A 17,442-nucleotide genomic window follows, 5' to 3' on the forward strand; every position below is an offset into this window, starting at 1 on the left:
AGCGACGGCGGAGCACCGCCGCCGCGTGTCGCATCGGGGGGCTTTGCCAGCCCGATCATCGCCCCCCGATCATCGTCCCCTGATCATCGCACCCGGATCATCGCACCGTGGCCGGGCCCATGACCATGTCCGGCAGCGCGGTCGAGATGCCCGGTACCAGGCAGAGCAGCAGCACGGCCGCCGCCATCAGGATCACGAAAGGCACCGTGCCCCAGATGACGTCCTTCAACGGAATGTCGGGCGCGATGTTCTTGATGACGAAGATGTTGAGCCCGACCGGCGGATGGATCAGCCCCATCTCCATCACGATCGTCATCACGATACCGAACCAGATCAGATCGAAGCCGGCCGCCTTCAAGGGGGGCAGGATGATCGGCGCGGTCATCAGGATGATCGAGACCGGCGGCAGGAAGAAGCCGAGCACGATCACGAGACCGAGAATGGTGAAGAGCAGCACCCAGCGCGACAGCTGCATCGCCACGATCGCCTGCGCGGCGCCTTGGGAGATGTGCAGGTAGCTCATCACGTAGGAGTAGAGCAGCGACATGCCGATGATCATCATCAGCATGGTCGATTCCTTGATCGTCGAGTTCAGGATCGGCGCGAGGTCGGTCGGGCGCCAGACGCCGTAGATGATCGCGATCAGCGCGAGCGCCAGGATGCCGCCGAGACCGGCGGTCTCCGAGGGCGTCGCGTAGCCGCCGTAGAGCGCGATCATGACGCCGGTCAGGAGCACGACGAATGGCAGCACGCGCGGCAGCGCGCTGAAGCGCTGCACCATCGTGTAGTGCTCGACCTTGAGGATCGGATGATCCGTGCCGGCGGCGGCGAAGGCCTTCTCGGCACGGGCATATTCCTGCCGGTAGCGTACCACCGCATAGGACGCGAACAGCACCACCAGCATCAGGCCGGGGCCAATGCCGGCGAGGAACAGCCGGCCGAGCGACTGCTCGGCGGCGACCGCATAGAGGATCATGGTGATCGACGGCGGCAGCAGGATGCCGAGCGTGCCGCCGGCGGCGATGATGCCGGCCGCGAAGGCGCCGGAATAGCCGCGCTTCCTCATTTCCGGGATGCCGGCCGAGCCGATCGCCGAGCAGGTGGCGGGCGAGGAGCCGGCCATGGCCGCGAACAGCGCGCAGGCGAAGACATTGGCGATGCCGAGACCGCCCGGCACCTTGTGCATCCAGGCGTGCAGCGCGGAATAGAGGTCCTGGCCGGCGCGCGACTTGCCGATCGCCGCACCCTTCAGGATGAACAGCGGGATCGACAGGAGCGTGATCGAGGCCATTTCCTCGTAGACGTTCTGCGTCACCGTATCGAGCGATGCGGCGGGCATGAAGAAATACATGAACACGACCGCCACGGTGCCGAGCGCGAAGGCGATCGGCAGGCCGGAGAACATCGCGGTCAGGGTCGCGCCGCCGTAGAGGAGGCCGATCGCGAGGGTCGACATCAGCGCTTCTCCCCGGTGGCGGTGGAGGTCATCTGGACCAGGATCTGCAGCACGACCTGCAAGGCGAGCAGGCTCATGCCCGCGGCCATGATCGCGTAGGGGATCCAGAGCGGCGGGCCCCAGGTCGTCGAGGTGACCTGGCCGTCGACCCAGGCCTCGTGGAACAGCGTCCAGGACTTCCAGGCAAAGAAGGCGCAGAAGCCGAAGGTCACGACGTCGACCAGGAGCCGGCGCACGTGGTTGACGGCGTCGGGCAGCAGGGTCGTCACGGCCTCGATCGCGACATGGCCGCGGTTCGACTGCACCTGTGCCGCGGTCAGGAAGGTCGCGCCGACCAGCAGGAAGACCGAGGCCTCGTCCTGCCAATAGGTCGGCGCGCGGAACAGCTGTCGCACGGCGACGCTGTAGGCGAGGATCACGCTCGCCGCGATCAGCGCCAGCGAGGCGGCGAGCATGATCAGCCGGTTGACCAGCGCCAGCGCCCGGTCGGCGCCGGCGACGAGCCGGTTGGCCGAGACCGGTTTCGCCGGCGCCGTTCCCAGTTCAACGCCGTGAGCGCTCATGCCGGGACCTCGTCGGCGAGCTTGATCAGCTTGGCGCAATTGGCATTCTTGGCCGCGAAGTCCTTCCAGGCGGTGTCGCGGGCGATCGTCTTCCACTGCGCGAGCACGTCGTCCTCGAGGTAGGCGACCTTGGCGCCGGCCTTCTCGTAGACTTTCGCGACCGCCTCGTCGTCGGCCATCGCCTGTTCGAGCCCGAAGGCTTCCATCTCGGCGCCGACCGACAGGATCAGCTCCTGCGTCGGCTTCGGCAGGCCGTCGAAGATCGCCTTCGAGATGCACAGCGGCTCGAGCATGAACCAGTAGCTCTTGCCGCGGCCGGCGGTCAGGTGCTTGGCGACCTCCTCCAGGCGGAACGAGATCAGGCTGGTCGAGGAGGTGATGCCGGCGTCGCAGGCGCCGGTCTGCATCGCGGCGTAGAGCTCGTTCGACGGCAGCGACAGCACGGCCGCGCCGGCGGCCTGCAGCACGAGGTCCATCTCGCGCGAGCCGCCGCGGACCTTCAGGCCCTTGGCGTCGGCAGGCGCGACCAGCGGGTTGGTGCGGCTGGCGACGCCGCCGGCCTGCCAGACCCAGGTGACGATCATCACGCCCTTGTCGGCGAGGATCTTCGTGAACTCCTGGCCGACCGGCGCGGTCTTCCAGGCGAGACCCTGCTTGTAGGAAGAGACCAGGCTCGGCATCAGGCCGATGTTGGTCTCCGGAACCTCGCCGCCGGCGTAGGAGATCGGGACCAGCGCCATGTCGAGCGCGCCCTTGCGAAGCGCCGAGAACTGCGCGTTGGTCTTCATCAGCGACGAGCCGGGATAGACCTGCACGTCGATGTCGCCGTTGGAGCGCTTGGCGAGCTCGGCGCCGAAGCGGCGGCAGAGACGGTCGCGGAAGTCGCCCTCGGTCGCCGAGCCGCCCGGGAACTGGTGCGAGATCTTCAGCGTCGTCGCCGCGCGGGCGGCGCCGAACTTCAGGATCGCGGGCGCGGCGACGAGACCGCCGAGCACATGGCGGCGATTGATGAGACTGAACGGTTTCCTGGCGTCGATCGACATCGTTTCCTCCGGAGTTTCGCGTGCCTTGCCCGGCACGTCGCTCGCCGCCCTGTCCGGCGGTCGCATCTTGTTGGCGCATCGACGCGTCGTCGGCGTCGTGCGCGGCCTGTCCCTCGTCCTTGACAAGGGCGGCCCTCGAAGCTGAACAAAACCTTTCTTGCATGCGCTGTCAAGGCTCGTGTATACAAGATTAGCCGTCAGCCATGCAGGAAGGGCCGTGACCAAGAACTCGCGCCTGAAGACGATCCTCGAGGACGCCATCGTGTCGGGTGAATTCTCGCCCGGCGATCGTCTCGATGAAGTGACGCTCGCCGCCCGTTTCGGCGTGTCGCGCACGCCGATCCGCGAGGCGCTGATGCAGCTCGGCGCGGAGGGGCTGATCGAGATCCGGCCGCGCCGCGGCGCGGTGGTCAGCGTGATCTCGCCGCACAAGCTCCTCGAGATGTTCGAGGCGATGGCCGAGATCGAGGCCGGCTGCGCCCGGCTCGCCGCCCGGCGCATGACCGAAGAGGACGAGGCCGCGATCCGCGCCGCGCACGCCGCCTGCACCAAGGCGGCGGCGACCGGCGACCACGACGGCTATTACGAGGAGAACAGGGTGTTCCACGAGGCGATCTACCGCGCCTCGCACAATGCCTTCCTCGCCGAGCAGGCGATCCAGCTGCACAAGCGGCTCGGCCCCTATCGCCGCCTGCAACTGCGCGCGCGGCAGCGGCTGCCGACGTCGCTCGCCGAGCATCAGGGCGTGGTCGACGCCCTGATGGCCGGCGACGCCGATCTCGCCGCACAGCGCCTGCGCGACCACGTGGTCGTGCAGGGCGAGCGCTTCTCCGACATGGTGATGGCACTCGGGGCGGCGTGAGCCGCGCCCGTCGCGCTCAGGGCGTTGCGCCGGGCTTTCGCGGCACGAAGCTGCCCGTCGCGTAGCGGGCGCCGGTCACCTCATCGGGCGGCACGGCGGCCTCGACCTCGGCGATGTCGGCGGCCGACAGCGTCACCTCGACCGCGGCGGCGTTCTCTTCCAGCCGCTCGATCCGGCGCGTGCCCGGGATCGGCACGACATCGTCGCCCTTCGACAGCACCCAGGCAAGCGCGAGCTGGGCCTTGGTGATGCCGTGTTTCGCCGCGATGCGGTCGAGCACGGCGACGAAGCGGGCGTTGGCCGCGAGCGCGTCGTCCTGGAAGCGCGGCAGCTTCTTGCGGAAATCGTTCGCCGCCAGATCGGCGGTCGAGGTGACGCTGCCGGCGAGAAAGCCGCGGCCGAGCGGCGAGAACGGCACGAGACCAATGCCGAGCGCGCGGATCGTCGGCAGGACCGCCTCCTCGATCCCGCGCGTCCACAGCGAGTACTCGCTCTGCAGCGCCGCGATCGGATGCACGGCATGGGCCCGGCGGATCGTCTCGGGGTCGCATTCCGACAGGCCGAGATGGCGGACCTTGCCGGCCGTTACCAGATCGGCCATGGCGCCGACCGTATCCTCGATCGGCACGGCCGGGTCCGGCCGATGCAGGTAATAGAGGTCGATCACATCCGTGCCGAGACGCTTCAGGCTTTCATCGGCGACCTTCTTCGCATTGGCCGGGCTGCCGTCGAGGCCGGCCATGCGGTCGACACCATCGCCGGCCTCCGGCGCGATCCGGAAGCCGAACTTGGTCGCGATCGTCACCTTGTCGCGCCGGCCCTTGATGGCCTTGCCGACCAGGATCTCGTTCTCGTACGGCCCGTAGACCTCGGCCGTATCGAGGAAGGTCACGCCGATGTCGATGGCGCGATGGAGGGTGGCGATCGAGGCGGCTTCGTCCTGGCCACCATAGGCGTGGCTCATGCCCATGCAGCCGAGGCCGATCGCGGAGACGTCGAGGGCACCGAGGCGGCGGGTTTTCATGGCGGCGGCTCCTGTGCGGCTGGGGCGTCGTGCCGGCGGTCGCGACCGGACCGTCGAGGGGGAGCCGCACTATAGGTCCGCGCACACGGCGCGGCCTAGCCGTCCCGCATGCGGGTTGCGCATGCAGGAAGCGGGCTTGTCACCGCCCGGTCCGCGACAGGACCGCGCTGTCGTCGGCTGGCGCGACCCGGCGGGCGGCGCGGCGCCGGTCGGCCTCGATCGTCAACGGGCCGCGGCGGCGCTCACTCGACCAGCGCGTGAGCATCCCATTCGGCGCGCGGGATGACGTCGCCGAGCGTATAGCGGAACGCCTCGACCTCGAGGCCGTCGGCGGTCGTGCGGCAGTGATAGGCGATGTGGAACCACTGGCCCTTGCTGCGCACCGCCGCGCCGGGCGCGTCGATCTCGTTGTCGCCGACGGTCGGGTCGCCATAGGCGTAGGCGACGAGCTCATCGGGATGAAAGCCCTTGTGCTCGCGCGCGACGGCGCCCATCGCCTTGGCGTTGCAGCGCTGTTCGAGGCGGGCTTCGGGAGCGAGCTCGAGCATCGCGCGATCGCGGACGTGGTCGGGCTTTGCAAGGGCGGGCAGGGAGGCGCAGGCAAGGGGAGCGACGACGGCAAGACAAAGAACGGCGGCTCGGCTCCGGATCGGCATGCGCTGATATCCTCGATGATGGGCTCCGCGTGCGGCATGCCGGCCGAATGCGGCGAAGACGCGGCAAAGCGACGGCGCGTCAGGCGCCGACGGGATCGGCCGCGGCGAGGGCGCCCGACGCGCAAACGCGTCCGCGGCGTGAAGCCGGCGGAACGCCCCGACAGATTTCAGAGATTTGAATGGTACGGCTGGGTGGACTCGAACCACCGACCTTCGGAGCCACAATCCGACGCTCTAACCAACTGAGCTACAGCCGCGCATGTCTTGACGAAGACGGCGATCCTACTAGGCGCAAACGCCTTGCAATGCAAGAGGCTCCAAACCGCCAGGTCGCCGGGATCGCCCGATGCCGGCCCGTCCTCCACAGGAGGAATGCCGAAACGGGGTCCGCGGCGCGGAACGGGCGGTCCGTCCAGTCTGGCGACTGAAGCGAAGGATCGCCGCATAAAAAGGCCCGACCGTCGAAACGGCCGGGCCGGAGGTCGAGGCATCCTCGGTCGAGGCATCGTCACGGCTCGGCCGCGGCGCGGGAACGCGCGGGCGACCGAACCGGATGTCTTGCAAGGACGACCGGCCGCGTCAGGCGACCTTGAGGTCCTTCAGGGTCTTGTTGACGGCTTCCTTGACCGGCTCGGCGGTCTCGGTGGCGACCTTCTGGATCGACGCCTGCAGGTCCTTGGCCTGGGCGGTGACCGCCTCGAAGTGCTTGCGCACGAAGGCGGTCTGCAGCTCGACGGCCTCGGCGAGGGTCTTGACCGCGAGCAGGTCCTTGGCGAAGCCGAAGGTCGCGTCGGTGTTCGACTTGATCGCGTCGAGGGTCTTCACGTTGACCTCGAGCAGGCCGGCGCGGGCGGTCTCATAGGTGTCCTCGAGCAGGTCGGTCGCCTCTTCGGCAGCCGTCTTCATCTTCTCGTAGGAGGCCTTCGCCTGCGCGACGCTCTTCTCGGCCATGTCGCGGAACGCGGCCGGAACCTCGGCCGACGGCATCGCGGCGAAATCGAACTTCGGCATTTCGAACTTCGGCAGCTCGAACTTCGGGAACTCGAACTTCGGCGCCTCGGCGGTCACCTTCTCGGCGGCCGGGGCGGCCTTGACGGTCTTTTTCGGCTCGGGAGTGGTCTTGATATCGGTCATGTCGATCTCTCCTGGACTGTCCTCGCGGAGCTGCGTCCGGCTCCGTTCTCGGTCGCGACCCGCACTCGGCCGCGCGCGGGAGGCGTGCAGTCGGTCCGGAAAGGGTCTGCCGACCCACGCTTTCGATCGATGGACTTCCTGATCCGTCGATCGCCCTCGAGCCTTATATAGCGCCATTCGTGTTGCAGTGCAACATAATTCCGCATCGCACAACTGTCACGGTCGAGCTCGGGCGGTCGAAATCCGGCGCGAAACCGGCCCTGGAGCGGGCGGTATGGTGGTCGATCCGGCAATGACCTCAGCGCCTTCGGCGCACGCCGGCTCAGGAATGCAAAGGCCGGCGAACACGGGGTGCCGCCGGCCTTCCTTCCGAAATCGACGCAGCGGATCAGCCCTTCTTGGCCTGCTCCGCGATGCCGCTGACGGTCGCGGCGGCGGCATCGCCGATCAGGCGCGCCTGCTCGCCGAAGGTCGCCATCTGGGCCTTCAGAAAGTCGCTGTGCAGGCGGGCGATTTCCTCGGGGTTCTTGGCCTTCACGAGCTTTTGAGCATGCTCGAACACCGCCGCGACATTCTCTTCGGCGAGCGAGAGCACCTTGCGGTTCATCTCGAGCGCGCCGGCCTGGATCGTCGTGGCCGAGGTCTCGGCCTTGCTGGCCGCCTGCTGGGTGGCATGGATGAAGTCGTCGAACGCCTTCTTCGCCTGATCAACGCTCTTCTCGGCGAAGGCGCGCATCTCGGTGGGGATCTCGAACTTGTCGGCAGCCATGGTGTTCCTCCCTGTCGGTTCGGCGCGCCGGATGGCGAACCGGATGCTTGTTACGACTGATCATGTTGCAATGCAACATAATGCTGCATTGCAACATCGCGCGGTTAACCGTCTCGACGGGAACCGCACCGGGACCGGTCCGAGCCGATGGACCAGGATCACCGTTCCTTTATATTAATGCGCGGTTAACCGGGCCGTCAGCCCCGCAGCTCGCGTGATCGTCGCCGATCGTGGTTGCCGACGGTCGCCCGGGGGTGGCAGCGGATCGGACCCGGACCGATCGGTCGGGGATCGCGGCGTTCGCGCGGGGCGCGGGCGATGCCGGAATGGTCCGGAAGGAGCCGGGGTGGTCCGGACGGAAATGGTGCGGAAGGACCAGGGGACGGTATGAAGACCAGGTTCGAGATCCTTTCGCTCGCGGCCCTGCCCGCCGTCGCCCGACGGTTCGAGGACGGTCGGCCCCTGCTGGTTTTCGCGGAGGACGGCCGCACGCTGCTCGCCGCCAACGCCGGCGGCTTCGCGCGCATCGGCGCCACCACGGCGGAGGCGCGCCGCGCCGCGGTCGGTGGGGCCGTCGCCGGGCTCGACGCCCGTCTCGCCGATCGGGTCGCGCGGTTCGCGGCCGACGCCGAGGTTGGCGCGACCGCATCCGAGCTGCTGCGCTATTTCCAGGGCTTCAAGCCTGTGCTGGTCCAGATCGGGCTCGAGAAGGCTGCGAGCCCGGAGGCCGGCGTCGCCGTGCTGCTGACCTTCGAAGCGGCCGGCACGCGTTCGGCGGAGGTGGGCGACATCGGCGCGGCGCTCGACGGGTTCACCGGCGCGGACGGCCTGGTCGCGGCCTTCGATGCCGAGGGCGACGTGCTGGCGGCGAGCGGCGATCACGGGGTGCTCGACGACGCGCATGAAGAGATCGAGGCCATCGTCGAGGCCGCCGACCATCTGCCGCTGCATGCGGCGACGGTCGAGAAGGCCGGCACCGCGCGCGATGTCGCGGTGGTGACCGTGCCGGGCGAGGGGCGTGTGCGCCGGTTGCTCTATGTCGGCGGCGTGCGCCCGGCCCCGGCCATGTCTGCGAGCCAGGATGCGTCAGCCGAGAGCCCGGTGGCTCCGGTCGCGAGCGCCGAAGGCGAAGCGGCTGCGGCTGACGACGTGCCTCTCGTGGATACGGCTCCTGTCGAGCTCGTTCCTGGCGAGCTCGTTCCTGGCGGGACTGGGACGGTCGGCGCGGTTGATGCCTACTCTGCATTCGTCGTTCCCGCGGCTGAGACGCCGCCGCCGGTGTTCGACCGCGATCATCTGATGAGCGACGCGTCCACGGGGGCGGCGTCGGAAGCCGACGCGGACGGCGAACCCGGATCGGTCGAGTTCCTGGCCGAGGCGTTGCCGGTCGATCATCCGGTGGTGGCGGTCGAGCCGCCGAGTGCGGTGCTGCTCGCCGGTTTGGAGACCGCGACGCCGTCGCAGCCCTATCCGGCCATGACGGAGGCCGAGCTCGGCGAGGCGATCGGCTTCGCCACCGGACGGACGTCGGTTGGCGCACCGGCCGAAGCCGGGCCGGGCCTCGAGCCGACGACCGCTCCTCCAGACACGGTGGCCGAGGCGCCGAGCGGCTTCCGCTTCCGTGCCTCGGATCGCACAATCAAATTCGCCTGGCAGATGGACGCCGAGCGGCGCTTCACCTTCGTCTCGGATCTGCTCGCCTCGGCGGTCGGCCCGCGCGCAGCCGACATCGTCGGCCGCACCTGGTCGGAGGTCGCAACGGCCTACGGCCTCGATCCCGACGGCGGCATCGCCCGCTCGCTCGACCGCCGCGACACCTGGAGTGGCCGCACGGCGCTCTGGCCGGTCGAGGGCGAGGCCCTGCGCGTACCGGTCGATCTCGCCGCGCTGCCGGCCTTCGGCCGTTCGCGCAGCTTCGAGGGCTATCGCGGTTTCGGCACGATCCGCGCGAACGAGACCGTGCCGGATCCGACCGGCTTCGGCCTGATCCTCGCGGGCGCCGTTGCCGTCGCGGAGGAGGGCGACGGGGCGCCGGCTCCGTCGGACGAGCATACTCCGTCTGATGGGAAGGCTGCGCCCACGGTTGCGGCCGGAACTGTCGATGCCGGGCCGGCGAACGCTGCCGCGACGCACGGGACCGAGGCGATGGCGCAAGGCGCCGTGGCGACCGCTGGTGTGGTCGGCGTGGTGCAGGCGCTTTCGCCTGTTGTCGGGCATGGCGTCGCTGAAGAGCACACCGCGCCGGAGATGGCTGCCGGCGAGGACGCGACGGCTGAGCATTCCACCTCCGAGATCGAGCCGGCCGCGACCGGCGAGAGCGCGGTCGCTGCCGACGCCGCGCTGTCCATCGCGCCCGCACCGTCCGAGCCCGAGGTCGCCGACGCGGCGACCGTCGCGCCGATGGCTGCCGAGCCGGAAACCCCGCCCCACGCCGAGGCCGACGCGCCGGCGACCGATCGATCTGCCGTTTCGGAAGGCTCGGCGACCGAGCACGGCGGCGCCGTCGCGGCTGCGGAAGTCGTTTCGACCGACGGGGCTGTCCCTGTTTTGCCGGCGCCCGTCGTCGCGCCGCCGCGCCGTGGCGCGATCGAAGTGACCATGGCCGCGGCCTTCGGCTTCTCGTCCATGCGCGCGCACAGCGTGGTTCCAGCGGCGGGCGCCGCCGAACCGCGCCGCGATGCGGCGGCCGACGTCGTACCGGCGTCGGAAGCGCCGATGCGCGATGGCGTTGATGCCGAGCATGAGACGCCGACCGAGACGCCGCATAACGTCCTGTCCGATGCGTCCGATGCGATTCGTTCGGACGTGGTCGGCACCGGTATGGCCGCGGCCCCCGCGGGTGAGGCCGAGACGTCGGCCAAAGCGGATCGGGAGAGCGAAGGCGCGACCGGCCTCGTGGAGGCGCCGGACCAACCGGCGCCTGCCGATGTGCACCCGGCTGCGGTGATCGAGACCGGCCACGGCGCCTCCGATGCCGCGTCGATCGAGCCGTCCATCCCGTCGCCGGAGGAGCCCGCCGCGGCCGACCACACGAACGGGGTCGCCGCTACCGAAGCCGACATCGCGGAGGTGGCGGCGCCGGAAGCTGGGGCGTCGGAAAAGACCGCCTCCGAGGTCACGGGTTCCGAAGCGTCGGTTTCCGAACCTTCGGCGCCCGGGCAGGCCGCGTCTCCGCCAGCGTCGCACATCGGCCCTGCCGATGCCTCGGCCGCTTCCGCCCCCGAAGCGGGATCGGCTGCGTCGACGCGTGTCACCACGTTGCCGTCGAAGACCGGTTCGAAGATCGTCACGCTCGCGTCGGCGACGCGGCTGCTTCCCGAAACGAACCGGCTCTCCGGCCCGGAGCGCGTCGCGTTCCGCCAGATCGCCGAAGCCCTCGGTGCCCGGATCGAGGGCGACGAACCGGCCGCGCGCGCGGAGGCGAAGTCGCCTGCAGGCGAGGCGGCGCATCCCGCGCCCACCGAGCCATCGGTCGCGGCCGATGCGACACAGCCGGCTGCGCATGACGGTGGTCCCGCCGAAGAGGCGCTTGCGGGGACTGTCGCGCTCGAGGCGCCTGCGTCCGTTGCGGCGGTAACGACCGAGACGGCGGATCCTGCCGAACCGGCGGCGACGCCGCCCTCCGAGGCCGCTCCGTCGTCCGTCGAGGCGACGATTGCGCAGGCTCCCGCCGAGACGCCGGCGCCGGATGCGCCGGCGCATGGCGCCGACGCCGAGGCGACGCAGGCTCATGGCGACCGGCCCGTCGATGCGCCGGCAGGCTTCATCGACGATGCCGTGGCGGAGCCCGTTGACGGGGCGCATGCGCCTGCCGCCGAGCCGGTCTCGCCAGCGGATGCCGAGGACCTTTCCGGCACGCCCGAACCGCAGGCGTCGGCATCGGCCGAAACCGCCGTCGCGCCGGTGGCGCTTGCATCGGTCGAAGAGCCTTCACCTGCGCGCCAGCAGGACGCGCGTCTGCTCGATCGGCTGCCGCTCGCGGCCGCCATCATCCATGACGAGCGGATCGACTACGCCAACGACGCGTTCCTGAAGCTGCTCGGCTATGCCGATCTTGCCGAACTGGTCGGGGCAGGCGGGCTCGACGCCATGTTCGCCGGGCCGCACGCGGCGCGGCGGAGCGCGGGCGAGGGCACACAGCCGATCCCGGTTCTCGCCAAGGACGGCAGCGTGGTGCCGGTCGACGCCTATCTCGCCACCGTGCCGTGGAACGGCGGCACCGGGCTCATGCTGACGCTCGATCGGCTCGACGATCGTGCACCGGTCGCCATTCCGGCCTTGCCGGCGCCGGCCGTTGCCGGCGAGGCCGGCGGGCGCGCCCTGCACGAGGCGCTCGACCGGGTCGCCGAACTGGAAGCCATCGTCGACACCGCGACCGACGGCGTGATCATGCTCGCGGTCGACGGCACGGTGCTCGCCTGCAACCGCGCGGCGGAAGCGCTGTTCGGCATGGATCGCAAGGAGATGGTCGGCAAGGGGCTCTCCGGCCTGCTGGCGCCCGAGAGCCGTCGTTCGGCGATGGACTATCTCGACGGGCTCGCCCGCAACGGCGTTGCGAGCGTCTTGAACGACGGTCGCGAGGTGATCGGCCAGGTGGCGCCCGAAGGGCTCATTCCGCTGTTCATGACGATCGGCCGCATCTCGGCCGGCGACAGCGCAAAGTTCTGCGCCGTGTTGCGCGACATCACGCAGTGGAAGAAGTCCGAGGAAGACCTCACCGCCGAGCGCAAGCGCGCGGAGGAGGCGAGCGTGCACAAGTCGGACTTCCTGGCCAAGATCAGTCACGAGATCCGCACGCCGCTCAATGCCATCATCGGCTTCTCGGAGGTGATGATCGACGAGCGCTTCGGCGCGATCGGCAACGATCGCTACAAGGACTACCTGCGCGACATCCATACGTCGGGCACGCATATCATGAGCCTGATCAACGACCTTCTCGACCTGTCGAAGGTCGAGGCGGGCAAGATGGATCTGCGCTTCGAGGCGGTGGGCCTCGGCGAACTGCTCGCCGAATGCGTCGCGATCATGCAGCCGCAGGCGAACCGCGAGCGGATCATCATCCGCACCTCGCTGCCGGCGAGCGTGCCCCCGGTGGTCGCCGATCCGCGCTCGGTGCGCCAGATCGTGCTCAATCTCCTGTCGAACGCGGTCAAGTTCACGCCGGCCGGGGGCCAAGTGATCGTGTCGACCTCGTTCGAAGACACCGGCGAGGTGGTCATGCGCGTGCGCGACACCGGCTACGGCATGACCGAGAAGGAGATCGAGACCGCGCTCGAGCCGTTCCGCCAGCTCCACACCGCGCGTGCCAAGGGTGCCGGAACCGGCCTCGGCTTGCCGCTGACCAAGGCGCTGACCGAGGCGAACCGCGCCAGCTTCAAGATCGACAGTGCGGTCAACCAGGGCACCCTGGTGACGATCACCTTCCCGGTGACGCGGGTGCTCGCGAACTGAGGCAGTTCCCCGATCGACGCGCGCGACCGGGGCCGGTGTCGCGCGCGTGCTCCACGCCTGACATCGTGCAGAACCAGAAGGTCGAAGACATCTGGAACCCGTCGCCATTCCCGGTCGAGAGCGAAGGGTGAGCGTCGCTGCCCGATCGCCGGCGTGCCGGGGATAAGTCACCCGGATATCAACCTTTAATTGTATTTCGATCGGTTGTATGGTGTCTCCAGTGAAGATTGGAGATCGTCATGCGTTCGTTCAACGACCGGAACGAGGAAGCCGCGCGTTTCGCCGCCGAGGTGGAGGCGTTCGGACGTGACATTGCCAAGGCGCGGATCGCGGTTGCGGATTTGCGGTTCCATCTGGCGATGCAGCGGGCGCGCGCCGACATCCGCATCATCTTCTCGGAAGTGAGGCCCTGAGCGTGACCCGTGAAAGAGAGATCAAGAAAGTGTTGGGGCCGTTGGCGCGGCGGCGCGAGGATCTTTTTTACAATCGGGGCTGCTTCTTCCTGACGCCGATCCGACACCTCATTCGCAACGTCTGGATCAAGCCATCGTTCTGGGGCCCCGGTCCCATTGATGTAAACTGGGGGGTGGCCTTGACCTTCGAGCCGATAGCCTATCTGGGCTGGCGCTACGGAGAACAGGTCAGCCGCGGCGCCGGATGGGATGTTTCGGCGCCCGGCATCGCCGAGCGTGTCTGGGATTTGATGGAAGCCGAGGCATTGCCGCCGCTCCATCGGATCGAAACGCTCGACGACCTCGACCGGTTCGTCAAAGATCGTGGGTCGGCCGACAGTGAGAGTACTCTGTTGCTGGCCGCGGCACGCGGCGATTTCACCTACTGCGACCAGTATCTCGATGCCCGGCTCGCCCGTCCCTCCGACTTCAAGGAGCGAAAAGAGCGCGAGCGAACCCTCGCACCGCTGATCTCCGCGCGCGACCGGGCCGGGATCGCGCGGCTGCTGCACGAATGGGAAGCGTTTCGGATCAAGGCGCTGAAGCTGGAGAAATACTGGGTGCCGTCGCCATTCCCGGTCGAGAGCGAAGGGTGAGCGTCGCTGCCCGATCGCCGGCGTGCCAGGGATAAGTCACCCGGATATCAACCTTTAATTGTTTTTGACTGGTTGTATGGTGTCCCCAGTGAAGACTGGAGATCGTCATGCGTTCGTTCGACGACCGGAATGAGGAAGCCGCGCGTCTCGCCGCCGAGGTGGAGGCGTTCGGGCGGGATATCGCCAAGGCGCGGATCGCGGTTGCGGATTTGCGGTTCCATCTGGCGATGCGGCGGGTGCGCGCCGACATCGCCCGGCGCTACGGACCGGGCCCGCGCCCGATCGAGCGCCGCTTCGACCCGCGCCAGCCGCGCGTGCCGGCCGGCCATCCGGATGGCGGCCAGTGGAGCTCGACCGGCGGGGCCGGGGAGAGCGCGGGGACCGATGCCGCGCGGACTGGGGGCGCTGGGCCTGGTGGCGCGGGGACGGGCTATCCCGCGACGGCGTGGAGCGGGCGGGAGGGCGATGGCACCGTGGTGCCGGTCCAGTTCAACCCGCTGTTTCGAATGCCCTTGCTCCCGCCGCTCCTGGCTCCGGTGCCTTCGAAGCCTCGGCCGCCGCAGAACCCTGAGCAGATCCTGCCGCCGGAGCAGGTTCAGCCGTCCGACCGATCGCGGGTTCCTTCGTTTCTGCGGGACAATCTGGACTATCTGCTCGAGAATCCTGAGCTGCATCTGCTCGATCGCGATCTCGCGAACGCGTTCTCGACCTACGACCGGCTGACCAAGGACTACGCCGGCGGCCCGCAGCCGATCCTCACGCTCGAGGCGCGGCCGAGGGCGTTCAACGACCCGAGCGACAGTCTCGCCGATGTCATCGGGAGTTCGCGGACGGTCGGCGACGAGGAACTGAAGGTCCTGTGTCCTTCCTATGCCGAGGTGCAGCGGGTCGTCAGCGCGGTTGCGGCCGATGTCGATAGTCGATTTGTCCGGCTGTCGCCGCAGGATCGAGGCACGAAAATTCATTTCGAGGTCGCCAATGAATTCAGAGCGAACTATCCCGAGTATCCCGTCGAGCAATCGTTTCTTCAGGGGGATCGGTTTGAAAACCGGCCCCTCGGCAGCGTCGCTACAGACGTATTCGCGTACGGAAACGACGGGACGATCTGTATCCATGATATCAAGACCGGCAAAGCTGATCTGAGCGTCCCTCGTATGGCGAGGCTGTATCGCCATGCCAGAGGTTACTTTCCCCAAGGCTCTCGCATCATCTTCTCGGAAGTGAGGCCCTGAGCATGACCCGTGAAAGCGACATCAAAAAGGTGCTCGCACCGTTGGCGCGTCGACGGGCGGATCTTTTTTACAAGCGGCGGCGCTTCTTCCTGACGCCGATCCGGCATGTCATACGCGCCGTCGTGATCAGGCCCTCATACTGGGGGCCAGGTCCCTTCTATGTGCACTGGGGGGTGGCCTTGACCTTCGAGCCGACGGCCCCTCTAGGCTGGCCGCTCCTGCCGGAAGTCAGCCGTGGCGCCGGATGGGACGTGTCGGCGCCCGGCATCGCCGAGCGGGTTTGGGATCTGATGGAGGCCGAGGCATTGCCGCCGCTCGATCGGATCGGATCGCTCGACGAGCTGGACAGGTTCCTCGAAGGCCGCCCGCAACCGACCTACGGATGGCAAAGATATTCCGGCGCTTCTTTCCTGCTGGCCGTGGCCCGTGGAAATTTCGGCTTCTGTGACGAATACCTCGACGGTCCTTTCGGCTATCGCACCGGTTACGCGGCGGAGAAGCAGAGAGCCGAAACCCTCGCACCGCTGATCTCCGCGCGCGACCGGGCCGGGATCGCGCGGCTGCTGCACGAATGGGAAGCGTTCCGGATCAAGGCGCTGAAGCTGGAGAAATACTGGGAGCCGACGCCTTTCCCGGTCGAGAGCGAGGTGTGAGCGTAGCTGCCCGATCGCCGGCGTGCCGGGGATAAGTCACCCGGATATCAACCTTTAATTGTATTTTGATGGGTTGTATGGTGTCTCCAGTGAAGACTGGAGATCGTCATGCGTTCGTTCAACGACCGGAACGAGGAAGCCGCGCGTTTCGCCGCCGAGGTGGAGGCGTTCGGACGTGACATTGCCAAGGCGCGGATCGCGGTTGCGGATTTGCGGTACCATCTGGCGATGCGGCGGTCGTACCGGCGGCGTTCATGCCCGGTATCGTGGCGCGAGACATCGCGGTGGACCTCAGAGCCGGGGTGACGCTCGGTCTCGGCGCCGCGATCACGCTCTACAACAGGCTGTTCGCGGATCCAGATCCGGTTCTGACCCCCGGTCATCGAGGGTCGAGCGGTCGACGGCCTTTCCGCTCGACAAGGACGGCAACCTCGTCAAACCCCAGGTGCGCACCATACCGCGCGAGGAAATCTCGGGCGTCTGCCCGAGCTATGACGCGATCCAGAAGCTGACCACCGAGGCGCGTGAGCAGATCGATGCCGGGCTCGGCACGGACGGGCCTTGGACGCCGCAGAGCCGGGGCACGGCTATTCATATGAGGGTGAAGGAGTTGGTCGAGGCTGAGCCAAGTCTTGCCCATGTTAAAACCGAATTCTCACTGAACCTGGATGGGTCCGCTGCAAAATATGGGGAACCGGCCACCGTGCGGGTCGATGAATTGGAGCAGGTAGGGCGTGTCGTCTGCATATACGATACGAAAACTGGTCGCTCTGGCCTGACTATGTCGCGCATGTTCCAGCTCGCCGGTCACGCAGCCAAAAACTTCAAAAATTTCGATCGCATCATCATTACAGAGATGAGGCCTTGATCATGGTGACCGCTGCCGAAATCCGAAAGGTCACCCGTCCGCTGATGGCTCGGCATTCTGAACTCATGCTCAAGCGGCGCACGGCCTATGTGAACCCGGTCGACCATCTGGCCAAGGTGATCATCTTCGATCGATATCAGACGGGGCGCGGGGAATTTCGCGTCTTTTGGGCGATCGTCCCGATGTTCTTGCCGATGTCGTCCCTCGGCTTCAAATACGGTGGCCTCCTGATGGAACCTCAACGGCGGAGCGTCCACACGCCGGGGGTCGAAGATCGTCTCATTGCGCAACTCGAGGCGATCGTGTTTCCAGTCTTCGATCGGGTTCACACGATCGAGCAGTTCAAAGCCTTCGCGGAGACCGGCCTGACCGTCTTCAGCGATCCGCCCAATCCGCTCCTCGGGCTCGGCCCACGCGACCCGCTCAAGATGCTCGTCGATGCGGCGCTCGGCGATTTCGATGCGGTCGACGAGGCATTGGTGCGTTTTCGGCGTGTGGGCCGCGTGCTGTCGCCGAAGGAGCAAGACTACATCGACACACTCGGCCCGCCGATCGACGCGCGCGACCGCGCCGGTGTCGCGCGCGTGCTGCACGAATGGGAGGCTTATACGGTCAGGAACCAGAAGGTCGAAGACCTCTGGAAACCTTCGCCGTTCCCGGTCGAGATAGATGGGTGAGCGCCG

The 17,442-nt window shown here is 67.8% G+C and carries 16 protein-coding genes and 1 tRNA gene; 9 read left to right on the plus strand and 8 right to left on the minus strand.

Annotated elements, in window-relative coordinates:
* Window positions 1-97 precede the first annotated feature (97 nt).
* Genes ABS361_01200 through dctP form a run of 3 tightly spaced genes read right to left on the minus strand, consistent with a single transcriptional unit; the run spans window position 98 to window position 3,062 of the window.
* The gene (locus ABS361_01200; GenBank protein XBY44952.1) at window positions 98-1,456 is read right to left on the minus strand and encodes a TRAP transporter large permease; all 1,359 of its coding nucleotides are present in this window, start codon (window positions 1,454-1,456) and stop codon (window positions 98-100) included.
* The gene (locus ABS361_01205; protein ID XBY44953.1) at window positions 1,456-2,019 is read right to left on the minus strand and encodes a TRAP transporter small permease; all 564 of its coding nucleotides are present in this window, start codon (window positions 2,017-2,019) and stop codon (window positions 1,456-1,458) included. The genes ABS361_01200 and ABS361_01205 overlap by 1 nt, the downstream gene beginning before the upstream one ends.
* Window positions 2,016-3,062: a TRAP transporter substrate-binding protein DctP gene (gene dctP / locus ABS361_01210; GenBank protein XBY44954.1), complete on the minus strand. Its 1,047-nt coding sequence runs from the start codon at window positions 3,060-3,062 to the stop codon at window positions 2,016-2,018. The genes ABS361_01205 and dctP overlap by 4 nt, the downstream gene beginning before the upstream one ends.
* A gap of 217 nt (window positions 3,063-3,279) precedes the next feature.
* Here dctP and ABS361_01215 point away from each other — a divergent pair, with 217 nt between their 5' ends.
* Window positions 3,280-3,924: a GntR family transcriptional regulator gene (locus tag ABS361_01215; protein XBY44955.1), complete on the plus strand. Its 645-nt coding sequence runs from the start codon at window positions 3,280-3,282 to the stop codon at window positions 3,922-3,924.
* 16 nt (window positions 3,925-3,940) lie between these two features.
* Here the strand turns inward: ABS361_01215 and ABS361_01220 are convergent, their stop codons facing one another.
* The 5 genes from ABS361_01220 to ABS361_01240 form a co-directional block, all read right to left on the minus strand.
* Window positions 3,941-4,948 (minus strand): aldo/keto reductase, encoded by a 1,008-nt coding sequence (locus tag ABS361_01220; protein XBY44956.1) that lies wholly within the window; start codon window positions 4,946-4,948, stop codon window positions 3,941-3,943.
* 242 nt (window positions 4,949-5,190) lie between these two features.
* Window positions 5,191-5,496 (minus strand): DUF930 domain-containing protein, encoded by a 306-nt coding sequence (locus ABS361_01225; GenBank protein ID XBY44957.1) that lies wholly within the window; start codon window positions 5,494-5,496, stop codon window positions 5,191-5,193.
* Between the two features lie 288 nt (window positions 5,497-5,784).
* Window positions 5,785-5,861: transfer RNA gene (locus ABS361_01230), tRNA-His, on the minus strand.
* A 322-nt stretch (window positions 5,862-6,183) separates the two neighbouring features.
* On the minus strand, window positions 6,184-6,738 hold the full coding sequence (locus tag ABS361_01235) for a phasin (protein ID XBY44958.1): 555 nt from the start codon (window positions 6,736-6,738) through the stop codon (window positions 6,184-6,186).
* Between the two features lie 388 nt (window positions 6,739-7,126).
* Window positions 7,127-7,507, minus strand: coding sequence for a phasin family protein (locus tag ABS361_01240; GenBank protein ID XBY44959.1), 381 nt, complete (start codon window positions 7,505-7,507; stop codon window positions 7,127-7,129).
* Between the two features lie 387 nt (window positions 7,508-7,894).
* Here ABS361_01240 and ABS361_01245 point away from each other — a divergent pair, with 387 nt between their 5' ends.
* The 8 genes from ABS361_01245 to ABS361_01280 all read left to right on the plus strand — a co-directional run bounded on the left by ABS361_01245 (window position 7,895) and on the right by ABS361_01280 (window position 17,436).
* Window positions 7,895-12,958: an ATP-binding protein gene (locus ABS361_01245; protein XBY44960.1), complete on the plus strand. Its 5,064-nt coding sequence runs from the start codon at window positions 7,895-7,897 to the stop codon at window positions 12,956-12,958.
* 239 nt (window positions 12,959-13,197) lie between these two features.
* The gene (locus ABS361_01250) at window positions 13,198-13,371 is read left to right on the plus strand and encodes a hypothetical protein (GenBank protein ID XBY44961.1); all 174 of its coding nucleotides are present in this window, start codon (window positions 13,198-13,200) and stop codon (window positions 13,369-13,371) included.
* 2 nt (window positions 13,372-13,373) lie between these two features.
* Complete coding sequence (locus tag ABS361_01255) at window positions 13,374-14,006, plus strand: hypothetical protein (protein XBY44962.1); 633 nt, start codon at window positions 13,374-13,376, stop codon at window positions 14,004-14,006.
* A 107-nt stretch (window positions 14,007-14,113) separates the two neighbouring features.
* A complete protein-coding gene (locus tag ABS361_01260) occupies window positions 14,114-15,238 on the plus strand; it encodes a hypothetical protein (protein XBY44963.1) in 1,125 nt (374 codons plus the stop codon).
* 2 nt (window positions 15,239-15,240) lie between these two features.
* The gene (locus ABS361_01265; GenBank protein ID XBY44964.1) at window positions 15,241-15,891 is read left to right on the plus strand and encodes a hypothetical protein; all 651 of its coding nucleotides are present in this window, start codon (window positions 15,241-15,243) and stop codon (window positions 15,889-15,891) included.
* Between the two features lie 108 nt (window positions 15,892-15,999).
* A complete protein-coding gene (locus ABS361_01270) occupies window positions 16,000-16,197 on the plus strand; it encodes a hypothetical protein (GenBank protein ID XBY44965.1) in 198 nt (65 codons plus the stop codon).
* Window positions 16,198-16,336: 139 nt separating this feature from the next.
* A complete protein-coding gene (locus tag ABS361_01275; GenBank protein ID XBY44966.1) occupies window positions 16,337-16,759 on the plus strand; it encodes a hypothetical protein in 423 nt (140 codons plus the stop codon).
* Window positions 16,756-17,436, plus strand: coding sequence for a hypothetical protein (locus ABS361_01280; protein ID XBY44967.1), 681 nt, complete (start codon window positions 16,756-16,758; stop codon window positions 17,434-17,436). The genes ABS361_01275 and ABS361_01280 overlap by 4 nt, the downstream gene beginning before the upstream one ends.
* Window positions 17,437-17,442: the final 6 nt, after the last annotated feature.

Source organism: Ancalomicrobiaceae bacterium S20, assembly GCA_040269895.1.
In the GTDB taxonomy this organism is placed as follows: Bacteria; Pseudomonadota; Alphaproteobacteria; order Rhizobiales; family Ancalomicrobiaceae; genus Methyloraptor; species Methyloraptor flagellatus.